Annotated in this window: 16 protein-coding genes and 5 rRNA genes (1 of these 21 running past the window's edge); 9 read left to right on the top strand and 12 right to left on the bottom strand. The window is 49.1% G+C overall.

What is annotated here, in order from left to right:
- From EZV72_RS00165 to rrf (EZV72_RS00185), 5 genes are all read left to right on the top strand, one after another.
- Window positions 1-373 (top strand): 23S ribosomal RNA (locus EZV72_RS00165) (it extends 2,504 nt beyond the left edge of the window).
- A gap of 224 nt (window positions 374-597) precedes the next feature.
- Window positions 598-713, top strand: a 5S ribosomal RNA gene (gene rrf, locus EZV72_RS00170).
- 266 nt (window positions 714-979) lie between these two features.
- A 16S ribosomal RNA gene (locus tag EZV72_RS00175) occupies window positions 980-2,514 on the top strand.
- Between the two features lie 300 nt (window positions 2,515-2,814).
- Window positions 2,815-5,692, top strand: a 23S ribosomal RNA gene (locus EZV72_RS00180).
- Window positions 5,693-5,831: 139 nt separating this feature from the next.
- Window positions 5,832-5,947, top strand: a 5S ribosomal RNA gene (gene rrf, locus EZV72_RS00185).
- Together the 16S, 23S and 5S rRNA genes form the textbook arrangement of a ribosomal RNA operon.
- A gap of 1,293 nt (window positions 5,948-7,240) precedes the next feature.
- Here rrf (EZV72_RS00185) and EZV72_RS00190 read toward each other — a convergent pair.
- The 10 genes from EZV72_RS00190 to EZV72_RS00235 form a co-directional block, all read right to left on the bottom strand.
- A complete protein-coding gene (locus EZV72_RS00190) occupies window positions 7,241-7,957 on the bottom strand; it encodes an EF-hand domain-containing protein (RefSeq protein ID WP_137165355.1) in 717 nt (238 codons plus the stop codon).
- A 185-nt stretch (window positions 7,958-8,142) separates the two neighbouring features.
- Window positions 8,143-8,682, bottom strand: a complete 540-nt coding sequence (locus EZV72_RS00195) for an acyloxyacyl hydrolase (protein WP_137165356.1) — start codon at window positions 8,680-8,682, stop codon at window positions 8,143-8,145.
- Between the two features lie 160 nt (window positions 8,683-8,842).
- Entirely contained in the window at window positions 8,843-9,622 is a 780-nt protein-coding gene (locus EZV72_RS00200) for a substrate-binding periplasmic protein (protein WP_137165357.1), read from the bottom strand.
- A 52-nt stretch (window positions 9,623-9,674) separates the two neighbouring features.
- The gene (locus EZV72_RS00205) at window positions 9,675-12,746 is read right to left on the bottom strand and encodes an error-prone DNA polymerase (RefSeq protein ID WP_217495169.1); all 3,072 of its coding nucleotides are present in this window, start codon (window positions 12,744-12,746) and stop codon (window positions 9,675-9,677) included.
- Window positions 12,746-14,152 carry a Y-family DNA polymerase gene (locus EZV72_RS00210; protein WP_137165358.1) on the bottom strand — a complete coding sequence of 469 codons (1,407 nt, stop codon included), beginning with the start codon at window positions 14,150-14,152 and terminating at the stop codon, window positions 12,746-12,748. The genes EZV72_RS00205 and EZV72_RS00210 overlap by 1 nt, the downstream gene beginning before the upstream one ends.
- Window positions 14,153-14,160: 8 nt before the next feature.
- Window positions 14,161-14,847, bottom strand: a complete 687-nt coding sequence (imuA, locus tag EZV72_RS00215; RefSeq protein ID WP_137165359.1) for a translesion DNA synthesis-associated protein ImuA — start codon at window positions 14,845-14,847, stop codon at window positions 14,161-14,163.
- Between the two features lie 120 nt (window positions 14,848-14,967).
- On the bottom strand, window positions 14,968-15,474 hold the full coding sequence (locus EZV72_RS00220; protein WP_137165360.1) for a hypothetical protein: 507 nt from the start codon (window positions 15,472-15,474) through the stop codon (window positions 14,968-14,970).
- Window position 15,475: 1 nt separating this feature from the next.
- Complete coding sequence (locus tag EZV72_RS00225) at window positions 15,476-17,197, bottom strand: DUF885 domain-containing protein (RefSeq protein WP_137165361.1); 1,722 nt, start codon at window positions 17,195-17,197, stop codon at window positions 15,476-15,478.
- Window positions 17,198-17,237: 40 nt separating this feature from the next.
- Entirely contained in the window at window positions 17,238-17,558 is a 321-nt protein-coding gene (locus EZV72_RS00230; protein WP_137165362.1) for a DUF1820 family protein, read from the bottom strand.
- Between the two features lie 67 nt (window positions 17,559-17,625).
- Window positions 17,626-18,198, bottom strand: a complete 573-nt coding sequence (locus EZV72_RS00235) for a TetR/AcrR family transcriptional regulator (protein ID WP_137165363.1) — start codon at window positions 18,196-18,198, stop codon at window positions 17,626-17,628.
- Window positions 18,199-18,332: 134 nt separating this feature from the next.
- Between EZV72_RS00235 and EZV72_RS00240 the strand changes: the two genes are divergently transcribed.
- Entirely contained in the window at window positions 18,333-19,973 is a 1,641-nt protein-coding gene (locus EZV72_RS00240) for a M28 family metallopeptidase (RefSeq protein WP_137165364.1), read from the top strand.
- A gap of 30 nt (window positions 19,974-20,003) precedes the next feature.
- Here the strand turns inward: EZV72_RS00240 and slmA are convergent, their stop codons facing one another.
- Both slmA and coaBC read right to left on the bottom strand, forming a co-directional pair.
- A complete protein-coding gene (gene slmA, locus EZV72_RS00245; RefSeq protein ID WP_137165365.1) occupies window positions 20,004-20,591 on the bottom strand; it encodes a nucleoid occlusion factor SlmA in 588 nt (195 codons plus the stop codon).
- A gap of 102 nt (window positions 20,592-20,693) precedes the next feature.
- The gene (coaBC, locus tag EZV72_RS00250; RefSeq protein ID WP_137165366.1) at window positions 20,694-21,905 is read right to left on the bottom strand and encodes a bifunctional phosphopantothenoylcysteine decarboxylase/phosphopantothenate--cysteine ligase CoaBC; all 1,212 of its coding nucleotides are present in this window, start codon (window positions 21,903-21,905) and stop codon (window positions 20,694-20,696) included.
- Between the two features lie 183 nt (window positions 21,906-22,088).
- On the opposite strand from coaBC, the gene radC reads away from it, so the two are divergent.
- The 3 genes from radC (at window position 22,089) to EZV72_RS18675 (ending at window position 23,729) form a co-directional block, all read left to right on the top strand.
- Window positions 22,089-22,766, top strand: coding sequence for a RadC family protein (radC, locus tag EZV72_RS00255; protein ID WP_137165367.1), 678 nt, complete (start codon window positions 22,089-22,091; stop codon window positions 22,764-22,766).
- A 161-nt stretch (window positions 22,767-22,927) separates the two neighbouring features.
- The gene (locus EZV72_RS00260) at window positions 22,928-23,263 is read left to right on the top strand and encodes a hypothetical protein (RefSeq protein WP_137165368.1); all 336 of its coding nucleotides are present in this window, start codon (window positions 22,928-22,930) and stop codon (window positions 23,261-23,263) included.
- 109 nt (window positions 23,264-23,372) lie between these two features.
- Window positions 23,373-23,729 (top strand): YjbF family lipoprotein, encoded by a 357-nt coding sequence (locus EZV72_RS18675; protein ID WP_137165369.1) that lies wholly within the window; start codon window positions 23,373-23,375, stop codon window positions 23,727-23,729.

Raw genomic sequence — 23,729 nt, forward strand, 5'->3', positions numbered from 1 at the left:
AAGTCGGTCCCAAGGGTATGGCTGTTCGCCATTTAAAGTGGTACGCGAGCTGGGTTTAGAACGTCGTGAGACAGTTCGGTCCCTATCTGGTGTGGGCGTTGGATGATTGATGGGAGCTGCTCCTAGTACGAGAGGACCGGAGTGGACGAACCGCTGGTGTTCGGGTTGTGATGCCAATCGCATTGCCCGGTAGCTACGTTCGGAACGGATAACCGCTGAAAGCATCTAAGCGGGAAGCCGGCCCAGAGATGAGTCATCCCTGACCTTTAAGGTCTGGAAGGGTTGTTGTAGACGACGACGTTGATAGGCAGGGTGTGGAAGCGTTGTAAGGCGTTAAGCTAACCTGTACTAATTGCCCGAAAGGCTTAACCATACAACCCAAAGCGGCCACAGGCTGTGAAGGTTGTAGTGACAAGCTAAACATATAGAGTAGTGTTACTCAGTTTTGATTGAATATCAGTTTTTTCCAGATTGCAGCAGGGCTGACTTGACCCACAACAATACGTTGATTAAGTCCTCCTTGCGCAGACGTTAACTCAGTAATCAGTTGCGCTACGCGCAGCCACTTGCTTCGTTAATTCTGCACGACAGTTTTTGTCTGGCGGCCATAGCGATACGGTCCCACCTGATCCCATTCCGAACTCAGAAGTGAAACGTATTAGCGGCGATGGTAGTGTGGGGTTTCCCCATGTGAGAGTAGCACACCGCCAGACTCCTATTTGACAGAGAAGGGCTATCCGAAAGGATGGCCCTTTTTTGCCATTAAGTGAAAGCCCAACATTTTGTAGAAATTAATTTCAAAAAAGTGTTGACGCTGACAACAAAAAGCGTAGAATGCGCATCCCGCTTCGGGGAGAAACGAAGCAGGCGAAGCCTGAGACAGGCAGCGCCAATGTTCTTTAACAATGTATAACAAGACAATCTGTGTGGGCACTCGTTAAGAGTGTCAACCGACGATTCATATATAGTTTTTCGATTTTAATTGAAGAGTTTGATCATGGCTCAGATTGAACGCTGGCGGCAGGCCTAACACATGCAAGTCGAGCGGTAACAGGATGTGCTTGCACATCGCTGACGAGCGGCGGACGGGTGAGTAATGCTTGGGAACTTGCCTTGGCGAGGGGGATAACCACTGGAAACGGTGGCTAATACCGCATAATGTTCTTCGGAACCAAAGGGGGCTTAGGCTCCCGCGCTTAGAGAGGCCCAAGTGAGATTAGCTAGTTGGTAAGGTAAAGGCTTACCAAGGCAACGATCTCTAGCTGTTCTGAGAGGAAGATCAGCCACACTGGGACTGAGACACGGCCCAGACTCCTACGGGAGGCAGCAGTGGGGAATATTGGACAATGGGGGCAACCCTGATCCAGCCATGCCGCGTGTGTGAAGAAGGCCTTCGGGTTGTAAAGCACTTTCAGTGGGGAGGAAGGCTAAGTAGTTAATACCTGCTTAGATTGACGTTACCCACAGAAGAAGCACCGGCTAACTCCGTGCCAGCAGCCGCGGTAATACGGAGGGTGCAAGCGTTAATCGGAATTACTGGGCGTAAAGCGCACGCAGGCGGTTTGTTAAGCTAGATGTGAAAGCCCCGGGCTCAACCTGGGACGGTCATTTAGAACTGGCAGACTAGAGTCTTGGAGAGGGGAGTGGAATTCCAGGTGTAGCGGTGAAATGCGTAGATATCTGGAGGAACATCAGTGGCGAAGGCGACTCCCTGGCCAAAGACTGACGCTCATGTGCGAAAGTGTGGGTAGCGAACAGGATTAGATACCCTGGTAGTCCACACCGTAAACGCTGTCTACTAGCTGTTTGCGACTTTAAGTTGTGAGTAGCGAAGCTAACGCGATAAGTAGACCGCCTGGGGAGTACGGCCGCAAGGTTAAAACTCAAATGAATTGACGGGGGCCCGCACAAGCGGTGGAGCATGTGGTTTAATTCGATGCAACGCGAAGAACCTTACCTACACTTGACATGCAGAGAACTTTCCAGAGATGGATTGGTGCCTTCGGGAACTCTGACACAGGTGCTGCATGGCTGTCGTCAGCTCGTGTCGTGAGATGTTGGGTTAAGTCCCGCAACGAGCGCAACCCTTGTCCTTAGTTGCCAGCATTTAGTTGGGCACTCTAAGGAGACTGCCGGTGACAAACCGGAGGAAGGTGGGGACGACGTCAAGTCATCATGGCCCTTACGTGTAGGGCTACACACGTGCTACAATGGTATTTACAGAGGGAAGCGAGACAGCGATGTGGAGCGGACCCCTTAAAGAATATCGTAGTCCGGATCGGAGTCTGCAACTCGACTCCGTGAAGTCGGAATCGCTAGTAATCGCAGGTCAGAATACTGCGGTGAATACGTTCCCGGGCCTTGTACACACCGCCCGTCACACCATGGGAGTGGGATGCAAAAGAAGTAGTTAGTTTAACCTTCGGGAGAACGATTACCACTTTGTGTTTCATGACTGGGGTGAAGTCGTAACAAGGTAACCGTAGGGGAACCTGCGGTTGGATCACCTCCTTACCAAAAGAATCGACTGACATTCTTAGCGTAGTGTTCACACAGATTGTTTTGTTATGTGTCTTTTTTAAGACGCAGAGCAAATCTTGTTCTTTAACAATTTGGAAAGCTGATATTAGTAATCAATCAAAATTGAGTAACTGAGAATATCGAAAGATGTTCTTTCAAAAGCTACTCTATCTGATTCGAATTACTTGTTATCGATTTGATTGATAACAAGGATATTCACGATTAGCTTGTCATCATATAACAGGTGTTAAGTCACCGACAAAACAGAAGTCAAAAGGCTGTTTTGGGTTGTATGGTTAAGTGACAAAGCGTATACGGTGGATGCCTTGGCAGTTAGAGGCGATGAAGGACGTGTAAGTCTGCGAAAAGCTGTGGTGAGCCGACAAAATGCATTTGAGCCACAGATGTCCGAATGGGGAAACCCACCTGTTTACAGGTATCGTTACATGAATACATAGTGTAACGAGGCAAACGAGGGGAACTGAAACATCTAAGTACCCTTAGGAAAAGAAATCAACCGAGATTCCCCTAGTAGCGGCGAGCGAACGGGGAGCAGCCCTTAAGCATTTTATAAGTTAGTGGAAGCCTCTGGGAAGTGGCGCGATACCGGGTGACAGCCCCGTACACGAAGACGAATTAAGTGTGAAATCGAGTAGGTCGGGACACGTGTTATCTTGACTGAAAATGGGGGGACCATCCTCCAAGGCTAAATACTCCTAACTGACCGATAGTGAACCAGTACCGTGAGGGAAAGGCGAAAAGAACCCCTGTGAGGGGAGTGAAATAGAACCTGAAACCGTATACGTACAAGCAGTGGGAGCCACTTCGTGTGGTGACTGCGTACCTTTTGTATAATGGGTCAGCGACTTATATTTGGTAGCGAGGTTAAGTAAATAACGGAGCCGTAGCGAAAGCGAGTGTTAACTGCGCGTTGAGTTGCCAGGTATAGACCCGAAACCCGGTGATCTAGCCATGAGCAGGTTGAAGGTTGAGTAACATCAACTGGAGGACCGAACCCACTGACGTTGAAAAGTCAGGGGATGACTTGTGGCTGGGGGTGAAAGGCCAATCAAACCGGGAGATAGCTGGTTCTCCCCGAAATCTATTTAGGTAGAGCCTCGGACGAATTCCATTGGGGGTAGAGCACTGTTAAGGCTAGGGGGTCATCCCGACTTACCAACCCTTTGCAAACTCCGAATACCAATGAGAACTATCCGGGAGACACACGGCGGGTGCTAACGTCCGTCGTGGAGAGGGAAACAACCCAGACCGCCAGCTAAGGTCCCTAAATATTGCTAAGTGGGAAACGATGTGGGAAGGCATAGACAGCTAGGAGGTTGGCTTAGAAGCAGCCACCCTTTAAAGAAAGCGTAATAGCTCACTAGTCGAGTCGGCCTGCGCGGAAGATGTAACGGGGCTAAGCAATATACCGAAGCTGCGGCAGCATGTTTACATGCTGGGTAGGGGAGCGTTGTGTAAGTGGATGAAGGTGAACTGTAAGGTTTGCTGGACATATCACAAGTGCGAATGCTGACATGAGTAACGATAATGCGGGTGAAAAACCCGCACGCCGGAAGACCAAGGTTTCCTGTCCCATGCTAATCAGGGCAGGGTAAGTCGGCCCCTAAGGCGAGGCAGAAATGCGTAGTCGATGGGAAACGGGTTAATATTCCCGTACTTGTATAATCAGTGATGGAGGGACGGAGAAGGCTAAGCAAGCCTGGCGTTGGTAGTCCAGGTGAAAGTGAGTAGGCTGAAGAATCAGGAAAATCCGGTTCTTCAAGGTCGAGACACGAGACGAGCTCCCAAGGGAGTGAAGTTGTTGATGCCCTGCTTCCAGGAAAAGCTTCTAAACTTATGATTATATGAACCGTACCCCAAACCGACACAGGTGGTCAGGTAGAGAATACTAAGGCGCTTGAGAGAACTCGGGTGAAGGAACTCGGCAAAATAGTACCGTAACTTCGGGAGAAGGTACGCCCCTGAAGGTGAATGCTTTACGCAGTAAGCTTTTGGGGGTCGCAGTGACCAGGTGGCTGGGACTGTTTATTAAAAACACAGCACTCTGCAAACTCGAAAGAGGACGTATAGGGTGTGACACCTGCCCGGTGCCGGAAGGTTAATTGATGGGATTAGCGTAAGCGAAGTTCTTGATCGAAGCCCCGGTAAACGGCGGCCGTAACTATAACGGTCCTAAGGTAGCGAAATTCCTTGTCGGGTAAGTTCCGACCTGCACGAATGGTGTAACCATGGCCACGCTGTCTCCACCCGAGACTCAGTGAAATTGAAATCGCAGTGAAGATGCTGTGTACCCGCACCTAGACGGAAAGACCCCGTGAACCTTTACTACAGCTTGGCACTGAACATTGAACCTACTTGTGTAGGATAGGTGGGAGGCTTTGAAGTATGGACGCCAGTTCATACGGAGCCGACCTTGAAATACCACCCTGGTATGTTTGATGTTCTAACTTAGTCCCTTTATCGGGGATGAGGACAGTGTCTGGTGGGTAGTTTGACTGGGGCGGTCTCCTCCCAAATAGTAACGGAGGAGCACGAAGGTTAGCTAATCACGGTCGGACATCGTGAGGTTAGTGCAATGGCATAAGCTAGCTTAACTGCGAGACAGACACGTCGAGCAGGTACGAAAGTAGGTCATAGTGATCCGGTGGTTCTGTATGGAAGGGCCATCGCTCAACGGATAAAAGGTACTCCGGGGATAACAGGCTGATACCGCCCAAGAGTTCATATCGACGGCGGTGTTTGGCACCTCGATGTCGGCTCATCACATCCTGGGGCTGAAGTCGGTCCCAAGGGTATGGCTGTTCGCCATTTAAAGTGGTACGCGAGCTGGGTTTAGAACGTCGTGAGACAGTTCGGTCCCTATCTGGTGTGGGCGTTGGATGATTGATGGGAGCTGCTCCTAGTACGAGAGGACCGGAGTGGACGAAACCGCTGGTGTTCGGGTTGTGATGCCAATCGCATTGCCCGGTAGCTACGTTCGGAACGGATAACCGCTGAAAGCATCTAAGCGGGAAGCCGGCCCAGAGATGAGTCATCCCTGACCTTTAAGGTCTGGAAGGGTTGTTGTAGACGACGACGTTGATAGGCAGGGTGTGGAAGCGTTGTAAGGCGTTAAGCTAACCTGTACTAATTGCCCGAAAGGCTTAACCATACAACCCAAAGCGGCCGCAGGCTGTGAAGGTTGTAGTGACAAGCTAAGCATATAGAGTAGTGTTACTCACTTTTGATTGAATATCAGTTTTTTCCAGATTGTACGTTATCGATGAAACATCGGTAACCACCAGTTTTTGTCTGGCGGCCATAGCGATACGGTCCCACCTGATCCCATTCCGAACTCAGAAGTGAAACGTATTAGCGGCGATGGTAGTGTGGGGTTTCCCCATGTGAGAGTAGCACACCGCCAGACTCCCAATTCAAAGAAACATCATAGCCCACTCATTGAGTGGGCTTTGTTGTTTCTAAGGCCAGAAAACTGGCCACAGCCACCTCGCGGTCATCCGCGGCTAAGCCGGGTTTCCATGGTCTCGCAGAGCTCGACCGTTCTGCGCTCCCGGAATGCCATTGGGCATTCCTCATCGTCTGCGACGACCGCTTAGAACCCCCATGTGAGAGTAGCACACCGCCAGACTCCTCATTACACGAGAAAGCCCACTCATTTGAGTGGGCTTTTTTCGTTTATGCGCAGCACGCTGCGCTACATCAGATGAAAACCCAACCCATCGGGGCTGTTCGGGTTTATGCCACTGCCTGATATCTTTGTTATCGATTCATCCCTGAAGCATAGTCCAGCTCGGCATCCATGCCTCGCGCGCTTCACTCTCGGCGTGCCACCGGCACCCCTCGTTCGCTACGCTCACCGTTCACCGCTCCCATGTGAGAGTCGTATTATCAAAGAGTAATAAATTCCTTGTACACACACCAAATATACTGTCGACCCTGCGAAAGCAGGGATCTCCGACTCTCCGTCATCCCCGTGAAAACGGGGATCTCGTAAACAGCCTGGCCGATTCAAAACATCATCTTTGATAGGTAGCCATGTTCCATAAAGTTCCCTGATACAACCTTCCGTCATCCCCGTGAAAACGGGGATCTCGTGAACAGCCTGGCTGATTTAAAACATCCTCTTTGATAGGTAGCCATGTTCCATAAATCTCCCTGATACAACTTTCCGTCGTCCCCGTGAAAACGGGGATCTCGTGAACAGTCTGGCTGATAGAAAACATCATCTTTGATAGGTATCCATGTCCCCAAGGAGATCCCGGATATAGCTACGCGATTCCGGGACGACGGGAGGGGAAGGCATCATTTATTTGAGGGGGGACATTCCACAGAAGCCCCTGATACGACCTACCGTAATGTCCGTGAAAGCGAAGGCTTCTTAATACCGTCGCCCCTGCGAAAGCAGAGATCTCCGACTCTCCCGTCATCCCCGTGAAAACGGGGATCTCGTGAACACTCTGGCTGATGTAAAACATCCTCTTTGATAGGTAGCCATGTTCCCTGGGAGATCCCGGATATCGCTACGCGATTCCGGGACGACGGGAGAAAGTAAAACGTCACCTTTCAAAGTGAGCCACGTTCCCACGGAAGATCGCTACGCGATTCCGGGACGACGAGAGGAGGTAAAACGACTCAAGGATGACGGAAAATAAAAAAGCCCGCACTGAGGCGGGCAAGGGAACTATCTGGTGTGGATGTATTACTCTTCAGCTTCTTCTGAATCACGATACATTTTGTATTCGTTGCGGGTCAGTACTTCATCATCATTCGCATCAATGTCATCAAATGTGCTGTTAATACCTACCTTGGATGCTTCGTCTTTGGTAACTTCACCGTCACCATTCGCATCCAGCATTTTAAATTCATTACGGGCAACGACTTCGCCTTTAGGCTGTGCAGCCTGTTCGCTATCCATGGCTATTTCACCATTTTCAGCTTTCTGCGTTTTGTATCCATCCATAGAGTCCTGGCCATGCGCTTTTACCGCATGCATCTCATTATCCATGTTTTGCATATTACTCTGCGCCTGAGTGCTGGCATGATCCATCGACTGGTCCATATCCTGTCCCGCCTGTGCAACGGTAGCATCTGTCTGACTTGCCACTTCATCCATGTCTTTTTCAACCTCTACTTCGGTATAGCGGATATTATCCTTTGCATCCTGCGTAAACTTAGACGGTTTAGACTCCATATAGGTGATGAACTCATTTTGCGATATGGCATCGTCGCTGTTAGTATCAAGCGAATCAAAATAATCTTTCACAGTAGAACTTTCTGCTTCGCTCATGCTGACCATGCCATTTTTGTCTGTGTCCAGATCAGCGAAGGTAGAATCGATTTTATCCATATGATCATTCGCAAAAGCACCTGTACTCATGGTTGCTGATACGATTACTGCCAGTGTTAACTTTTTCATAGTTAGCTCCTTGGTCCTGAGTGCCACCGTATTGTGGCTAAAAACAATAAAAGTAATACATATCCCGTGCCGAATGATAAATTGTTAATTTATTCAATATGATATGTAAAATATTAACTAAATGATAAATGTCTGCCGTGTCAGATGTATAGTCACACCTGAAAAGGCTTCATGATAAAAATGTATTAAAAATTACGTATGTAAGACAATGTAATGAAGTCCAGTCCCGGGTTGTCATTGCTTAAGCCTGCATTGGAGTAATGCATATAGCGAACACTTACCTGATGACGCTCTTTATTATCCAAACTGAAAATAAAGCCAATGCGGTCCTCAAATTGATAATGCGAACCGATATCTTTTCCGGCAAATGTCCGATCATCTACCAGGCTGGCGCCGATACCTGCTTCAAGATAAACCGGATACTTATCCGCAATTGTAGTCAGGTGTTTAACGATCACCGGAGAAATGGCGACGGCATAGTTACTGGTATGCGTGTTCTGATCACCGTACTCCCAGAAATTTGCGCTGACCTCCCAATAAAGCTCGATATCGCCAAACCAGCTTGTTGTAAGATCATGGGTTAATGGGCGATACGCAAGTCGAATCCCTTCTATATCATCCGAGCCATTTAAATAATCAATCGCTACAGCTTGCTCACGGGCCATTAGCTGAGCGCTGAACAGCAAAGCCAGTGGCAAAAAAATGAATAAAAGTGTGGGTTTCATGTTGTCTCCTCGTACTAACACGAGGGGCAGAGCAAACATCTTTCCAGATTGCTAACTTGCTTTTATATATATAAAAAATCTATAGGATACTGATTTTTATATAAGTATAGTATGAAAATTGCACAGGCATTGTTGGAACATTTACACTGCCCGGTGTAGTTTACGGAAATCTGGCGCCGGCAAGCGCCTCTATCCCGGGCGGTATAGCGATATTATATCTTTCATAAAGGTCGGCGATAATGTCAGGATGCGAGGTAATAAAGGTATTCAGATCGTCAATAATAGAAGGATGATTGAGCGAGGATAGCCTGAAGCCAACCTGATCAATTGGCAGAGCCGGATTGACGATAATATTTTTAAACCGGCCAGAGGTGTGAATCAGATGCTGAGCAACAGTATATTCCAGTGTCGCTGCATCGACCCTGTTCTTTACAAGTAATTCAAAAGCGGCGGACAACTCAGTCACGCTGGTTAGGGCTACCTGCCGGTTTGTCAGTAAGCTGGACCAGATGTCAGGGGAGAAGCCCAGCGGATAGGCCACACTGTTTACCTCACCTAGCGATTTACTGGCATTACTGCGGGTAACAAAGGTGGCGCCAGTGGTCATGACAAAAGGCTTGGAAAAGAACTTGTGCGTTTCATCCGGTACCGCCATATGCCATCGGGGATTATCCGGATAAACAAAATCAACATGTCCTTTTATCAATTCCCGTTGTAAGCGCATGGTCGGCATTGCCAGATAACTGAAAGTATGGCCTGATGCTTTGGCGTATGCCTGAAGTATAGCCCAGCCTAATCCTTTATCGATTCGGGAGGTAAAGTCATAATGCGGGTAGTACGCAATATTCTGCGCACCCACTACAAAGTGCTCTGCTGTACTCAGCCTTGAGAACAGCAATACACTGAGAATAAGCAAGAGCCTTATTACATAAAAACGCATGACGCACACAAACTACTCAAATAATGTCAGACTACCAGAAAATGATGAATAGTTAATGAAAATCCCGGGATGGGACATTCAGCGTATCAAGCCACTCACTTCGATCAGTGAGTTTACCGGCAATAACATGTATGACGCCTTCGGGGGAACGCTCAAGAATACCGTCTACCTGCAGTATGGTGGCTTTTAGATAAGGTTGCTGCTGGTGTCGGGCCGTTGACTGCCAGATGACAACGTTAATATTTCCGGTATGGTCCTCCAGAGTCAAAAACGTCACACCAGTTGCTGTTCCTGGCGCCTGACGACAGGTTACGCAGCCTAACAGGTGAACTATCGATTGTGGCGCAGACTTTGCCAGTTGACTGGCAAAGGTGATATTTTTTAAAGGCCGGCTCTGCGCAATCAGTTTAATCGGGTGATGCTCAACCGACAATGAGGTTGAGTGATAGTCTTCAAGCAGGTTTTGAGTGTCGGACGGACACAAGTTTAGCGCGTCAGACTCAGCCTCTTCAAACAGAGGTAGTTCTGTTTGTTTATCCATAATCTGCCAACGGGCTTCAAACCGGTTGCCTGCAAGACTGCGAAGCGCGTTGGCACTGGCCAGTGCTTCAAGTGCATGTTTGTTGAAAATATCTAGCTGCTGGATTTGCCGGATATGACTAAAACCGCAAGGTGGACGTGCTGCCAGTACCCTGGCCAGGTTCTCTTCCTGTAATCCTTTAACTTGCCTGAGTCCCAGCTGAATCTCTTTATAATGACTTTGGATGGACAGGGTGTGGTCCCACTGCGAATTATTGATACACACTGGTTTTACCGTGATCTGATGACGCTGGGCATCCTGAATGAGCTGACTTGGTGTATAAAAACCCATGGGCCAGCTATTCAGCAGGCCAATATAAAATTCGGCCGGAAAATAATATTTCAGCCAGCAGGATACATACGCCAGTACGGCAAAAGAAGCAGAATGAGACTCGGGGAATCCATAGCCACTGAACCCTTTAATTTGCTCAAAGAGCTGTTCGGCATAATCCCGCTTATACCCTTTACCCAACATACCGCTGATGAGTTTGTCTTTGAATAAATTCAGTCGTCCGTTTTTTTTCCAGCTGGCCATAGCGCGGCGTAACTGATCGGCTTCTCCGCCACTAAAGCCGGCTGCCACCATGGCTAGCTGAATCACTTGCTCCTGGAAAATTGGTACTCCCATTGTTCGGGAAAGTACCCGTTCTACGTCAGCCGAAGGATAACTGGCGCTTTCCTGCCCGTGTCGACGCTTGAGATAGGGATGGACCATGTCACCCTGAATTGGACCGGGTCTGACAATGGCAATTTGTACCACCAGGTCATAATAGCGCCTGGGCTTTAAGCGGGGCAACATGCTCATCTGCGCCCGTGATTCAATCTGAAATACTCCTACCGTATCAGCCTGACCAATCATGTCATACACCTGGCGGTCGTCACCCAAACCAGTAATAAAAGCAATGGAAGGCCGCCAGCCCATTTGATTTTCTATCGTGTCAAAGGTACGCCGGATAGCGCTAAGCATACCCAGCGCCAGTACATCGACCTTCAGCAGCCCCAGTGTTTCCAAGTCATCTTTATCCCACTGAATCACAGTACGTTCATGCATGGCTGCATTTTCTACCGGTACCAGCTCATACAGAGGGCCGCTTGATATAACAAAGCCACCCACATGCTGGGATAAATGGCGCGGAAATCCGACGATTTGTTCTACCAGATAAATGAGCTGGCGTACCTGATAGCTGTTTTTGTCCAGTCCGAGTCCGGCAAGCTGGGCCTGCCACGGTATGGTGCGATCCCGTCGGTTAATATTCTTAATAATAAAGTCCAGCTGCGATTCAGCAAATCCCAGAGCTTTACCGACTTCGCGAAAAGCGCTTTTAAACCGGAAAGTGATGACGGTTGCCGCTAAGGCTGTGCGTTCCCGACCATATTTTTGATAGATATACTGAATGACCTCTTCACGGCGATCATGTTCAAAGTCCACATCAATATCGGGGGGCTCATCGCGCTCTTTAGAAATAAAGCGCTCAAACAATACATCAATCTGACGAGGATCGACGGCGGTGATCTCAAGGCAATAACACACTACGGAGTTTGCTGCCGAGCCGCGCCCCTGATACAAAATGCCTTGCTGGCGGGCAAACTGCACCACATCATAAATGGTTAAAAAGAAGCAGGCATACTGCTGCTCGGCAATCAGGGTCATTTCTTTTTCAATAATCGCCCTGATTTCACCACTTGGTTCGCCGCCAAACCTGCGCACAATTCCTGTTTCTACACATTCACGCAGGTATGAGTCAGGACTGTAACCTGCTGGAACAATTTCAGCCGGATACTGATATTTCAGTTCACTCAGGGTAAAGCTGCACTGTTCGGCCAGGCGGGTTGTCTCACTTAGCCAGCGAGCAGGAAACAGTTTATTCAGTTTTTTCAGTGGCCGCAGGGTACGCTCTGCATTGGGCAGACCATCATAACCCAGCTGACTGACCTGGATTCCCTGTTTAATTGCCTGCAATACATGCTGTACCGGCATGCGTTGTCCATCGTGAAATAACACCTCAGAGGAGGCCACGACCGGGAAGTGAAAGTCGGTATTAAGCCTCTGAATCAGGGCAAAACGAGTGTCGTCACTGCCATCCAGCGGGCGGGTGGCAGCAAGCCATGTACGTGACGGATGATATCGGTTTAGCCATTGCCCCCAGTGCTGATTGGTGTTCTCGCAAACGCCCGGTAACCAGACAATGTAACAATGGCGAATAGATTTAATATCCCACTCTGCCAGTGAGTACTGGCCTTTTTCGGCGCGGCGACGGGCATTAGTGATAATTCTGCAAAGCTCGGCGTAGGCTTTGCGGGTAGGGCACAGTAAGGCAAAATGAAAGTTTCCGGCCAGGGTAAAGCGACTCCCGGTAATCAGTTTTAGCGGCAAGTTGTTACGCTGGATCTCAGCATAAGCTCTGACAATGCCAGCCACTGAGCATTCATCGGTCAGAGCCAGACTGTGATAGCCCAAAAACGAGGCGGTATTCACCAACTCTTCAGGGTCGGAGGCGCCGTGCAGAAAGCTAAAGTTTGACTGGCATATCAATTCAGCAAACATCAGCTGTACCAACCGTGGATAAACCAGTTATCGCCTTCCCGGTAAATTTGTACCCGCTGCTGCTGAGGGGTTCTGGCGATAAAATAATCCCGTTTAACCGGAGCGGCGTCCCACCAGCCGGTTTGAAGGCGTACCGGGCCATGTTCAATATGTACCTGTTCGGTCAAACACGTCGGGCTGTCCAGTGTAAAACAGGGCAGCGGCTGGGCTGAATATGTGTCACTGGTTGATGTTGCAAATGAAGATAGCTTCTCCTGCCGGTAATCCTGCCCGCTTAGCGGAGTACGAAGCGCCGCGTCCCCCAGACGTACTTGTAAGCGACTGAGTAACTGCTTTTGAGCAAACAGGTGATTTCTGTTATTAAAAAAGTCATTGGTCTGCTCGTTGATCTCTTGCAGTTCATCCACGGTTAATGAAAGCAACGTCACAGGTTCTGTCAGTTGCAGAGTTTCCAGTTTCAGGCCAATCAGTGAATTCCATTGAGATGCCTGATACAGCGGTGCGGAGGCACTGATTCGCAGTGGTTTATTGTCAGCCTCGCGAAAATGCAGGGTAAATTCGAGGACAAACGCAACCCGGTTGCGCAGCCGCGCATAATCACAAAACTCCGCCACCAGTTTTTTTAGCCATGGCATAAGCTGATCCGCCTGGCTTATCTCATAAGCCGGTTCAATCACGCTGTGAAAAATAGCCGTCGGCCGGTAAGAATGATACCGGGGAATAGTATCGTTACGCAGAGCGCACAAATAAGTCACCATTTGATTATCAAAGCGTTTGCCCAGCTCTGTAGCCGGCAGGGCAAGAAGCTGAGCTAACGTCTTAATACCGACCCGGGCCAGACTTTGCTGTTGTTTGCCGGTGAGCTCAGTAGTGCCAAGTGGGCAGTTGTCCAGTGCCGCCTTTATCTGCTGGCGCTGCGCCAGTACCTGGTTATGTTGGGCACAGGCCAGCACACGGGCAGCCTCAATACTCCAGCCAAAACCAAAGCGATAATGTACCTGTGTCTCGCGTAGATCATTGGCCACAGTGCGCCACAGATTATCCAGACCATCGTAATAGCGAAGAAGGGGATCAAGGCGAATAGCCAGCCCTTGCGGCTCAAATAGCACAATATCTGCAACCAGCAGATACAGTCGGTTAGCCAGAGCTTGTAGCCGTAATACTTCATGCTCTTTCTGATAGTCCAGTATGGTGAGGTCAGGACACAAGGCTGCCGCCTGAGCCATTCCCATACCACAGCGTATACCGGCTTTCTCAGCGCTCTGGTTGCATTGTGTTATACGGTTATGGCAGGCCTGATAGACAACCACTGAATGTTGATGAGATTTACAGTGAGCGTCAGGCGCAGGCTGCTCGGCTGCGCTATCCAGATAAAGCTGATGAAAGTGCAGATAAACCCAAAGCATGATAGCGCCTAAATAACCCGGTGATTATGTTCAGGTTGACCAGCATATTGTGACATTACATGATAAATCGCCTGATTGGTGGGGGTGTGCGCCAGATGTATGGCTGCATGACACCCCGGCCAGCTTCCGGTTTGCTTGGTAATGTCGATATTCAGCTGGTCTGCCTGCCGGTGGATTTCTAAATCCAGTGTTACCGGCAATGCCTGACGCAGACACAGCTGCGATTCATACATGACACACAATACCTGATGCTGGGTGGCGGCAACCTGAAGCCGTCGGGCCTGTTTCGGGGAAATCTGACTGGCCCAGATCACTACGCTATGACAAGCCTCACTTTTAATGCACTGCTCTGCGGCCCACAGGCTATCAATAACAGAATCGGGATAGATAATCAGCGTCTGTTCAGGTGTCAGCTTACACTGGCTTAGCCAAGACTGACTGATAAGCCCCGGCGGCTGAATAAATGCGACCAGGCGCTGGCTATGATGTTGCTCAAGGATACGGGTTAAAAAAGTCAGCTCGCCAATTCCGGTCAGGCTTCGGATCCTCACCAGTCCTTGCTGAGGAAATCCGCCTCCCAGTGCCGTATCCAGATGAGTAAACCCGGTAGGCGTGCGAGACTGGTGCAAATGCAGCCCTTCGCTGGCCCGCCAGACACCACTGATTGTTTGTAACGATACGATTGAGTCAGTCATAAATCACCTGTATAGATATACAGTATTATAGGCGTAATTTACTGTCTGACAAGTCTCTTACTCATGAAAAAGCGCCGGAAGGAAAACCGTCCGGCGCTTAACTTTTTAGTGATCAGAAACTTAGCTGTGCACTTTTTCTGCCGGGGCAATTTTTTGTCCCATAGCCAGTTTGGTCAGGCCATCGCAGGCAGCCATAAAACCTCCCGGCGTATTTTTTACCCAGGCCATGCGTACCTGTGGAGGTTGCTGCTTGATCAAGTCTCTGATGGCTTCTATGGAGACTTCTTCCTGCTGGTTTAAGGAAGCCGTAAGCGCTTCTTCTACCGTATGGCCCTGTTCAAAACAGCGCTGGGTCACCACCGCAAAGTTTTGCATGATAAACCGCAAAACCGGCAGCGAATTGCTACTCACAATGCCACTTTTCTGGCCTTGTTCAAGACGTTCCTCATACACAGACTGCATCTGTGAAAGCACCTGCGCCAGACCTAGCTGTGTATCCTGCACTTTTTGTGAACTGGCTTTGACACTATTTTTAGTTAGCGCGATTTCACGTTGCAGCGTCTGGGTACGCATAACAAAGTAAATCAGTATAAGTACCAAAATACCGATAACACCGAATGCCACCATACTACTGCCCTGTCTTTACTGCCTGAATGTATTGGTTGATATTGTCTTCGAGCACAAACAACGGAACGGAGCCGTGTCTGAGTACTGCGCTGTGGAACTGACGGATATCAAAGCGCTCCCCCAGTTCCTGTTCTGCTTTATCCCGTAACTGGCGAATTTTAATCTCGCCAATCTTGTACGATAAGGCCTGCGCCGGCCATGAGATATAACGGTCTACCTCAGTGGTTATATTGTGCTCCGATAACGCAGTGTTTTTTAGCATATAATCAATCGCCTGCTGACGACTCCAGCCAAACATGTGCATTCCGGTATCTACCACCAGGCGGCAGGCCCGCCACATTTCATAGCTTAAGCGGCCAAAGTCGTCATACGGGGTTTCATAAATTCCCATCTCTATGCCCAGAAATTCTGAGTACAGCCCCCAGCCTTCACCAAACGCTGAAATATAGGTGGCGCGTCTCACATTCGGTAACTGATCCATTTCATCGGCCAGTGAAATTTGCAGATGATGGCCGGGCACCGCTTCGTGCAGGGTCAGGGCCGGCAATGCATATAGCGGGCGTTTATCCAGCGCATAGGTATTCACCCAGTAATAAGCCGGCTCAGTAGGGTTGGCAGGATGAATATAACGACCAGTGGTATATTTGGGCGCAATATTGTCAGGTACCGGCGCAACTCCATAGGGAATCCGTGGCAGCGTTTCAAACAGCGCCGGTAATCCGGCATCGGCTTTTTTGGCGATGTAACTGGCTTCTTTGAGCAGCCCTTTGGCTGTGGTGGCATAAAATTGCGGATCAGTGCGCAAAAACGCAATAAAGTCATCCACAGAGCCATCAAAATCAGCCTGCTTCACCACTTCTCTCATCGCCAGGCGAATACGTTTGACTTCCTGTAAGCCCAGTTTGTGAATCTGACGGGCGTTCATGCTGGTTGTGGTGTAATGGGCAATCCGGTTTTGATAGTAAGCTTCCCCGTTTGGCCAGTCTTTAGCCGCAATGCTGGTTCTGGCCTGAGGAATGTACTGTTCAACAAAAAAGGTATAAAGACGCTTAAGAGCCGGGTTGACCTGCTCGTTTATCAGGGTTTTGGCGCGGGCCGACAAGGTGGTGACATCCGCTTGGCTCAGGGTTGCAGAAGGCGTGATGAAAGGGCGGTAAAACAGACTATCCCGGGCCTGTGAGGCAATTAGGGATGATACGGTTTTTTCATAACCGGACAACACCGCTTTAGGTTGGGTGTAGCCTTCTTTGATACCCTGACGCATATAGGCAATCTGCTGATCAATATACCCGCTGATTCGGCTGAGTTTATCCAGATAGGCCTGATAATCCTCCCTGTTTTTCAGCCTGCTGCTGGTGGGCAGACTAGCCAGAGCGCTGTGAAAGCCATACTCTGAGGTAATCGGGACTTTATAGGCCTCAAAGCGGTATTCATCCACATAGTTTTGCAGGCGATAGGCCTGCATCAGACGCGTGATTTTTTCTTCTTTGTTCAGCCCGTCCGGGTCAATATTATTAACCTGCGATAAAAACTGTTCATATTGCTGATGCTGGGTTTTCAGCGCCTCCGGAGAAATGTCAGCCGGCACAGTTTCCTGTAACGTTTGTTCATACTGCCAGGCCTGCTGAGTCAGGGTGTTGAGTTGCTGGCTTGCCGGGGTATCTGCCCACACGGGCAGGGTGATGACTGACGCCAGCCACAAAGGAATTATTTTTTTTATCATAAGTACCGGTCAGGCAGGGACCTTGGGTACCTGCCGTTGTTTAGTCTTTTCTGGGTGTATAGATAGGGCCCGGAAACGCAGCGATGTTGTCAGCTAACTGCGAAATCTTGGCGGTGCCTTTTTTATTAACAGCATCTATACGTAACACATTATGCATCGGAACGTAAGTTCTGTTCACATCGGCAAACTCAGATTTTAACTTTTCATGAGACGGGTCGACCACAACGGTGGAGTGGGTGTTCCAGACAAAATCGCTGAGCTCAACAAACCCGAACAAACTGCCCTGGCTCAGGGATTTGACATAAACCTCGTAACGTTCGCCGTTACAAACAAACTGAACACGATAAAGTGGATCTGACATAGGATGTTTTTAACTATCTGAAATAACCTATAGCTATAATGGGGCAGATTTATCAAAAAACAGCTGCTCAGCCGGCTTTTATTGGTGTCAGTAAAGTTGCTGTGGCCAGCTGCATTTCTTCGGCACTGTCGGCCACCACCGCAGTCACCGCAAACCCCTGTACATAGCTGGTCAGCTGTAATGCGGTAGACTCAATATTTACTCCGGCAGCCATTTCCTGCATATGCTGGGCGCGCTCCAGACACCCGATAAAATCCAGCTGCAACCGGTCCAGGTAGTGTCTGCCCATGTTGCGAACAGTGTCATCCTGCTTGCCCAGTTCACTGATACAATTGATCAGCAGACAGCCCCGACCGTGAATAAGCCGGATATAGCGATTGAAAAAATGCTCAATTGAAATCATCCCCCGGCGTGCTTCCAGCTCAACAAAAACCGGAAACAGCTGCGTTTGCTGATAATGCTCCAGCACCCGGTATAAAAAGGTCTGCTTTGAGCCAAACTCAAGATAAAACGCCCGGCGGTTAAATCCGGTGCGGGCTATGATGTCATCCATTACGGCGCCGTGAAAACTGAATTCCAGAAAAACATCAATGGCCTGACTCAATACCTTGGCCACATCATAGTTGGCAGTTCTGGGCATTTATCGCTCCTTACAGACAGATGAAAACAGCAATCTTTACAGTTAAACCGGCAGCTGGCACGTTTTAACGTTTTTTATTCAATGTAGCTGGTATACCATAACTCGGTCCTAAAACACGCGAACATCTAACGATTATGATAAAAAAATTACTAATAGGCGCTGTGGTGTCTGCTTTAAGTACAGTGGCTTATAGCCACGGTGAGCAACAGGATGTTGCTACACCTGATACCAACCGAATTAAATCCCACCTGTTTTTCTTAGCCGATGATTTGCTGGAAGGTCGTGATACCGGATCCCGCGGTCACAACATCGCGGCGCTGTACATTGCCACTGAGTTTGCCAAGTACGGATTAAAACCGATGGGCACTGAGGGCTTTATGCAGCCGGTGGACTTCAGAAAAGCCTCGTTGGTGCAGGAATCTCCGGCTTTTGAATTGCAACGTAACGGTGAAAATACGTCACTGAGCTATCCAAAAGACTATCTGACCGGCCCGGATCTGCTAAATCAAAGCAGCGAGCTGAACGGTGACATGGTTTTTGTTGGCTACGGTATTGTTGCTGATGAGCTGAACCACAATGATTACGACGGGATGGATGTTGAAGGCAAAATTGTGGTCATGCTGACCGGTAAGCCGCAGTCATTCCCCAGCGAAATGGGAGCTCATCTTGCTTCGGGTCATCAAAAAGAAAAGTACGCGGTAGAGCGGGGTGCTAAGGGCATTATCTCAATCACCACTCCTACGGCAGAAAAAGTACGTCCGTACCAAACCCGCCTGAACTATATTCATACGCCAAGTTTGGCCTGGCTGGATAAACAAGGCCAGCCTGCCAATGAATATGCGCAAATTAAAGGCTCTGCGTTTTTAAGTGAACCGGCCGCCCGGGCACTGTTTGAAGGTCAGACGCAGTCATTAGACGAGATCTATGCGCTGCTGGAAGAAGACAAGGCGCCCGAAGGGTTTGCGATGACTGGCACAGTGAGTCTGAGCAAGCAAAGTCGCCATTCTCAAATTACCAGCCCGAATGTAGTTGGTGCGATTGAAGGCTCTGATCCCAAACTCAAAGACGAGTATGTAGTGTTCTCCGCCCACTCTGATCACATTGGCTTTGCCAAAACTGTGAAAAAAGACAATATCAATAACGGGGCCATGGACAATGCATCGGGAACCGCAGTGATGCTGGAAACCGCTCGTCTGTTCAGTGAAATGTCTACCAAACCAAAACGTTCGATTCTGTTTGTATCGGTGACCGGTGAGGAAAAAGGCCTGTTAGGTGCAGATTACTTTGCCAACAATCCGACTGTACCGGTTAAACAGATGGTGGCAGATGTGAACCTGGATATGCCAATTCTGACTTATGAATTTGCGGATGTTATCGCTTTTGGTGCCAGTCACAGTGATATGAAAGCATCTGTGGAAGAAGCTGCCCGCAATGCCGGTCTGACCCTGAGTCCGGATCCATGGCCAGAGCAGGCTTTGTTTACCCGCTCCGACCATTATGCGTTTGTAAAGCAGGGCGTACCGTCGGTTTTCCTGGTACCCGGTCTTAAATCAAAAGATCCTGAGGTAGATGGTGCCAAAGTGTTTGGTCAGTTCCTGTCTACCCACTATCACCGCCCGTCTGATGATATTCATCAGCCGTTTAACTGGGATGCAGCGCGGACCTTTGCAGAAGTTAATGCGCAGATAGGCTTAACCTTATCTAACCAGCCGCAAAAGCCAAAGTGGAATGAAAAAGACTTCTTCGGCGATACCTTTGCCAAAGATCGACAGTAACAAAAAAGGGCGCTTTTTAAGCGCCCTTTTTTATAGAAAAGTCTGTTTATAACAGTTCCAGTGTTCGGTGAACTGTTCTGTTGGCTTACGGGTAAAGCCACTTCTGATAAACATGTTAATGCGGCCATCCACATAACAGATAAACATATTGGCCAGTACTGCTTCATCTGCTGACAAGTCGCGGCCTTCACGCAATTTGCGCTCTCTGAGAACCTGTTTGAACTGAGTTTCCAGACGCTCAAACAGCTTGGCAATCCGCGCACGCAATCGCTCCTGCTCGCCCATCAGTGCATCACCGTTCAGTATCCGGGTAATGCCGGGATTCTTCTCTGCAAAGCCAAGCAGCAGATGCAGAATCAGCTGGCAGCGGGCTGCTGAATCTTTTTCCTCATTCAAAATCTTGTTGATACGGGAAAACAGCGTATCTTCAATAAATTCAATCAGGCCTTCAAACATCCGTGCCTTACTTGGAAAATGACGATACAAAGCAGCTTCTGATACGCCAACTTTTTCGGCCAGTTTTGCCGTTGTTATTCGTTGTCCGGCACTGCTTTCCAGCATACCGGCCAGCGCCTGAAGGATCTGGGCGCGACGATTGGTTTTTTTTACTGCAGGCATAACGCGGGTGATTCCTCAGCTTTGGGCCTGAGCCCTGTTCCATGTTATCAAAATGGGTCATTCGACCAGGTATTATTATTGAACGTCTTGTTATCGACAGATTTACTGTGAGGTTGACGTTTTCTTGGCAAATTGTTGGTGGATAAGCGCCAGTAACTGGTCTGCCAGTGCATTTTTTGTCTGTGGAGGTAACTGAGCATCACCATCCTGCCAGATAACATGCAGTGCATTACTGTCACTGTTAAATCCTAACCCTGCCGCAGAAATGTCATTGGCAGCAATCATATCCAGCTTTTTACGTTGCAGTTTGGACCGGGCATATTCTTCGACTTTCTGGCTTTCAGCAGCAAAACCAACGGTGAAGGGAGCCTGCGGTAAAGCAGCAACTTCCTTAAGGATATCAGGGTTCTTGATAAAAGTAAGTGTTAACTTATCATCATTTTTCTTTATTTTGTTATCAGCGACTTCCTGCGCCCTGTAGTCTGCCACAGCCGCGGTGGCGATAAAAATATCTGCCTGCTCAACCTGCTGCATAACCGAATCAAGCATATCCTGGGCACTGGTTACATCAATACGCTGAACACCTGCCGGCACAGGCAACTGAGTCGGTCCACTGACCAGTGTAACATTCGCGCCTGCGGCTGCCGCTGCCCGGGCAATGGCATAGCCCATCTTGCCAGAGCTGTGGTTGGAGATATACCTTACCGGATCAAGAGCTTCCCGGGTCGGGCCGGCGGTTAAAAGAATATTCATTCCTGATAAATAAGCCGGCTGACTGTCTTCAATTAATGCCGCCACAATATCCTGTGGCTCGGTCATCCGGCCTGAGCCGATATCACCACAGGCCTGCTCACCGCTGGCCGGGCCAATCATATGAACATGCATACTCTGCAGGGTCAGTAAGTTGCGTTGGGTGGCAGCCGCTTTCCACATTTGTTGGTTCATGGCTGGCGCAACATACAGTTTTGCTGTTGTGGCCAGAAACAACGTGGTCAGCAAATCATCAGCCAGTCCCAGAGCCAGCTTAGCCATGGTGTTAGCCGTTGCCGGCGCAATCAGCAGAATATCAGCCCACTTGGCCAGCTCAATATGGCCCATAGCGGCTTCGGCCGCCGGGTCAAGCAGGGTATCGTGAACCGGGTTTCCTGATACCGCCTGTAATGACAGCGGGCTGACAAACTGTTTGGCGGAGTCGGTAACCACCACCCTGACATTTGCCCCCTGTGCGGTCAGTTTTCGAACCAGATCGGGCGTTTTATACGCTGCAATACCGCCGGTAATTCCCAGCAGAATGTTTTGGTTATTTAGCTGCATAATCGTTGGCTGTTTAGTGTGCAATATAGTGGGCAGGGTTGACTGCCTGAAGTATCACCATAGCCTACCACGGACTGAACCACAGAGGTAGCGTCCAGCCCTGTCTGTAATCCTGCACAAAGATCAGTTAATCAGTATTTTGATGTCCGTTACAGTAAGCCAAAAGGTCATGGAGTGATTACTATGTTTACATTATCCGGCTTGCCGGCGGCCAGCTTACCGCGGGAAAGGTTGCTGAACGATGGCGTGCAATGCTTGTGTGACAGCGACTTACTGGCAGTATTTCTTGGTAGTGGAACACAGGGAATAAGTGCCCGGTGTCTGGCGCATAATATGCTGGCTGAGTTTGGGTCTTTTACTGCCATGCTAGGTGCTGATTTACATACCCTAACCAGGATCGAGGGCATTGGTGTTGTTCGCTTTTGTCAGTTACAGGCTGCCCGTGAGCTGGTGCGCCGCTCATTGCTCGAAGAGCTCAAAAGAGGGCCGGTTTTTTCAGAAGTGGCACTAGTCAGGCAGTATCTGGCGCTCACCTTAAAAGATGCCGAGCAGGAGCTGTTTGCTATTTTATTACTGGATGCCCAGCATCAGCTCATCTGCTACCGGCCCATGTTCTACGGCACCGTGAACAGTGCTGTGGTGTATCCCCGTGAACTGGTCAAGCTGGCCTTAAAACACAATGCAGCAGCGGTGATACTGGTCCATAATCACCCTTCAGGCGTACCCGAGCCCAGTCAGGCAGATATCCATCTTACCCGGGATGTGGTGGCTGCCATGGCGCTGGTGGATATAACCGTGCTGGACCATTTTATTGTTGGTGCCAACCAGATTGTATCCATGTCACAGCGGGGATTGATGTAAACAAAACCGTGGCTATACTGCTAGTGAGTCAAAATCTAACCAGTTAGAGTAATAAACGACGGTAAGTTTTGATAAATACGACGATTTTTTGATTAAAGTATAGGCGTCATTGCCTTATACTTTAGGATAGGCAGTCGGTGGGAAAATTTGTAAGGACCATTATGAAAAAGTCATTAGTTTCATTATTGATTGGTGCAAGCCTGGCATTCTCTGCTACGGCGCAGGACCAAGCCGGAGGCAACTCTGAATCAGCTGAAGGTGGTATGACAACTGGCGCGATTGCGACAGGCGTTGTGGCTGCTGGTGTACTGGCTGCTGTTATCAGCAACAACCGTGGCTCTGCGGACATCGTAGATCCAGTAGGCCCTGCGGTTGGTTGTGAAGGTACAGACGAACTGAACGCAGATGGTTTCTGTGTAGGCTCTACTCAGACTGTTACTGGCACAGGTACAGCAACAACTCTGACTACTGTTACTTTTACTTACGCTCCTCAGTAAGTATCGAATAGTATTAAAAAGCCGCCTCTGGTGCGGCTTTTTTTATTTCTGCAATTTCATTTTCCGGGTAACTTCAGGCACACCGTATCCTCCATGAAAAAACACATTTTTGCGTACTGCGCTGACAGGCTTATTCTGCTGCCTGGTACTAAGCGCATGCTCGACGACCAACCGGGCTTACTATGACACGCTGAAGCTGGTTTTTACCGGCTCAGAGCCAAAAGCATTTACCGTTGATGAGGTTCTCACCAGCAAGGCTGACCTGTTACAAGTGAGCAGCGAGTCTGGCGTACAGGCTATTCTGGCGCTGGCTTTTATTGAACAGGGCATGAATAAATGGGTCTCTGCTGACCATACGCTGCTGAAAATCCACGATGGGGTGATAGCCCAGACAGAAGGTTTTGATAATGATCTTTATTTACCAGTGACCTCAATGCCAATCCATTATCCAATCCGTCGCCGTTAG

Source organism: Salinimonas lutimaris (genome assembly GCF_005222225.1).
Lineage (GTDB): Bacteria > Pseudomonadota > Gammaproteobacteria > Enterobacterales > Alteromonadaceae > Alteromonas > Alteromonas lutimaris.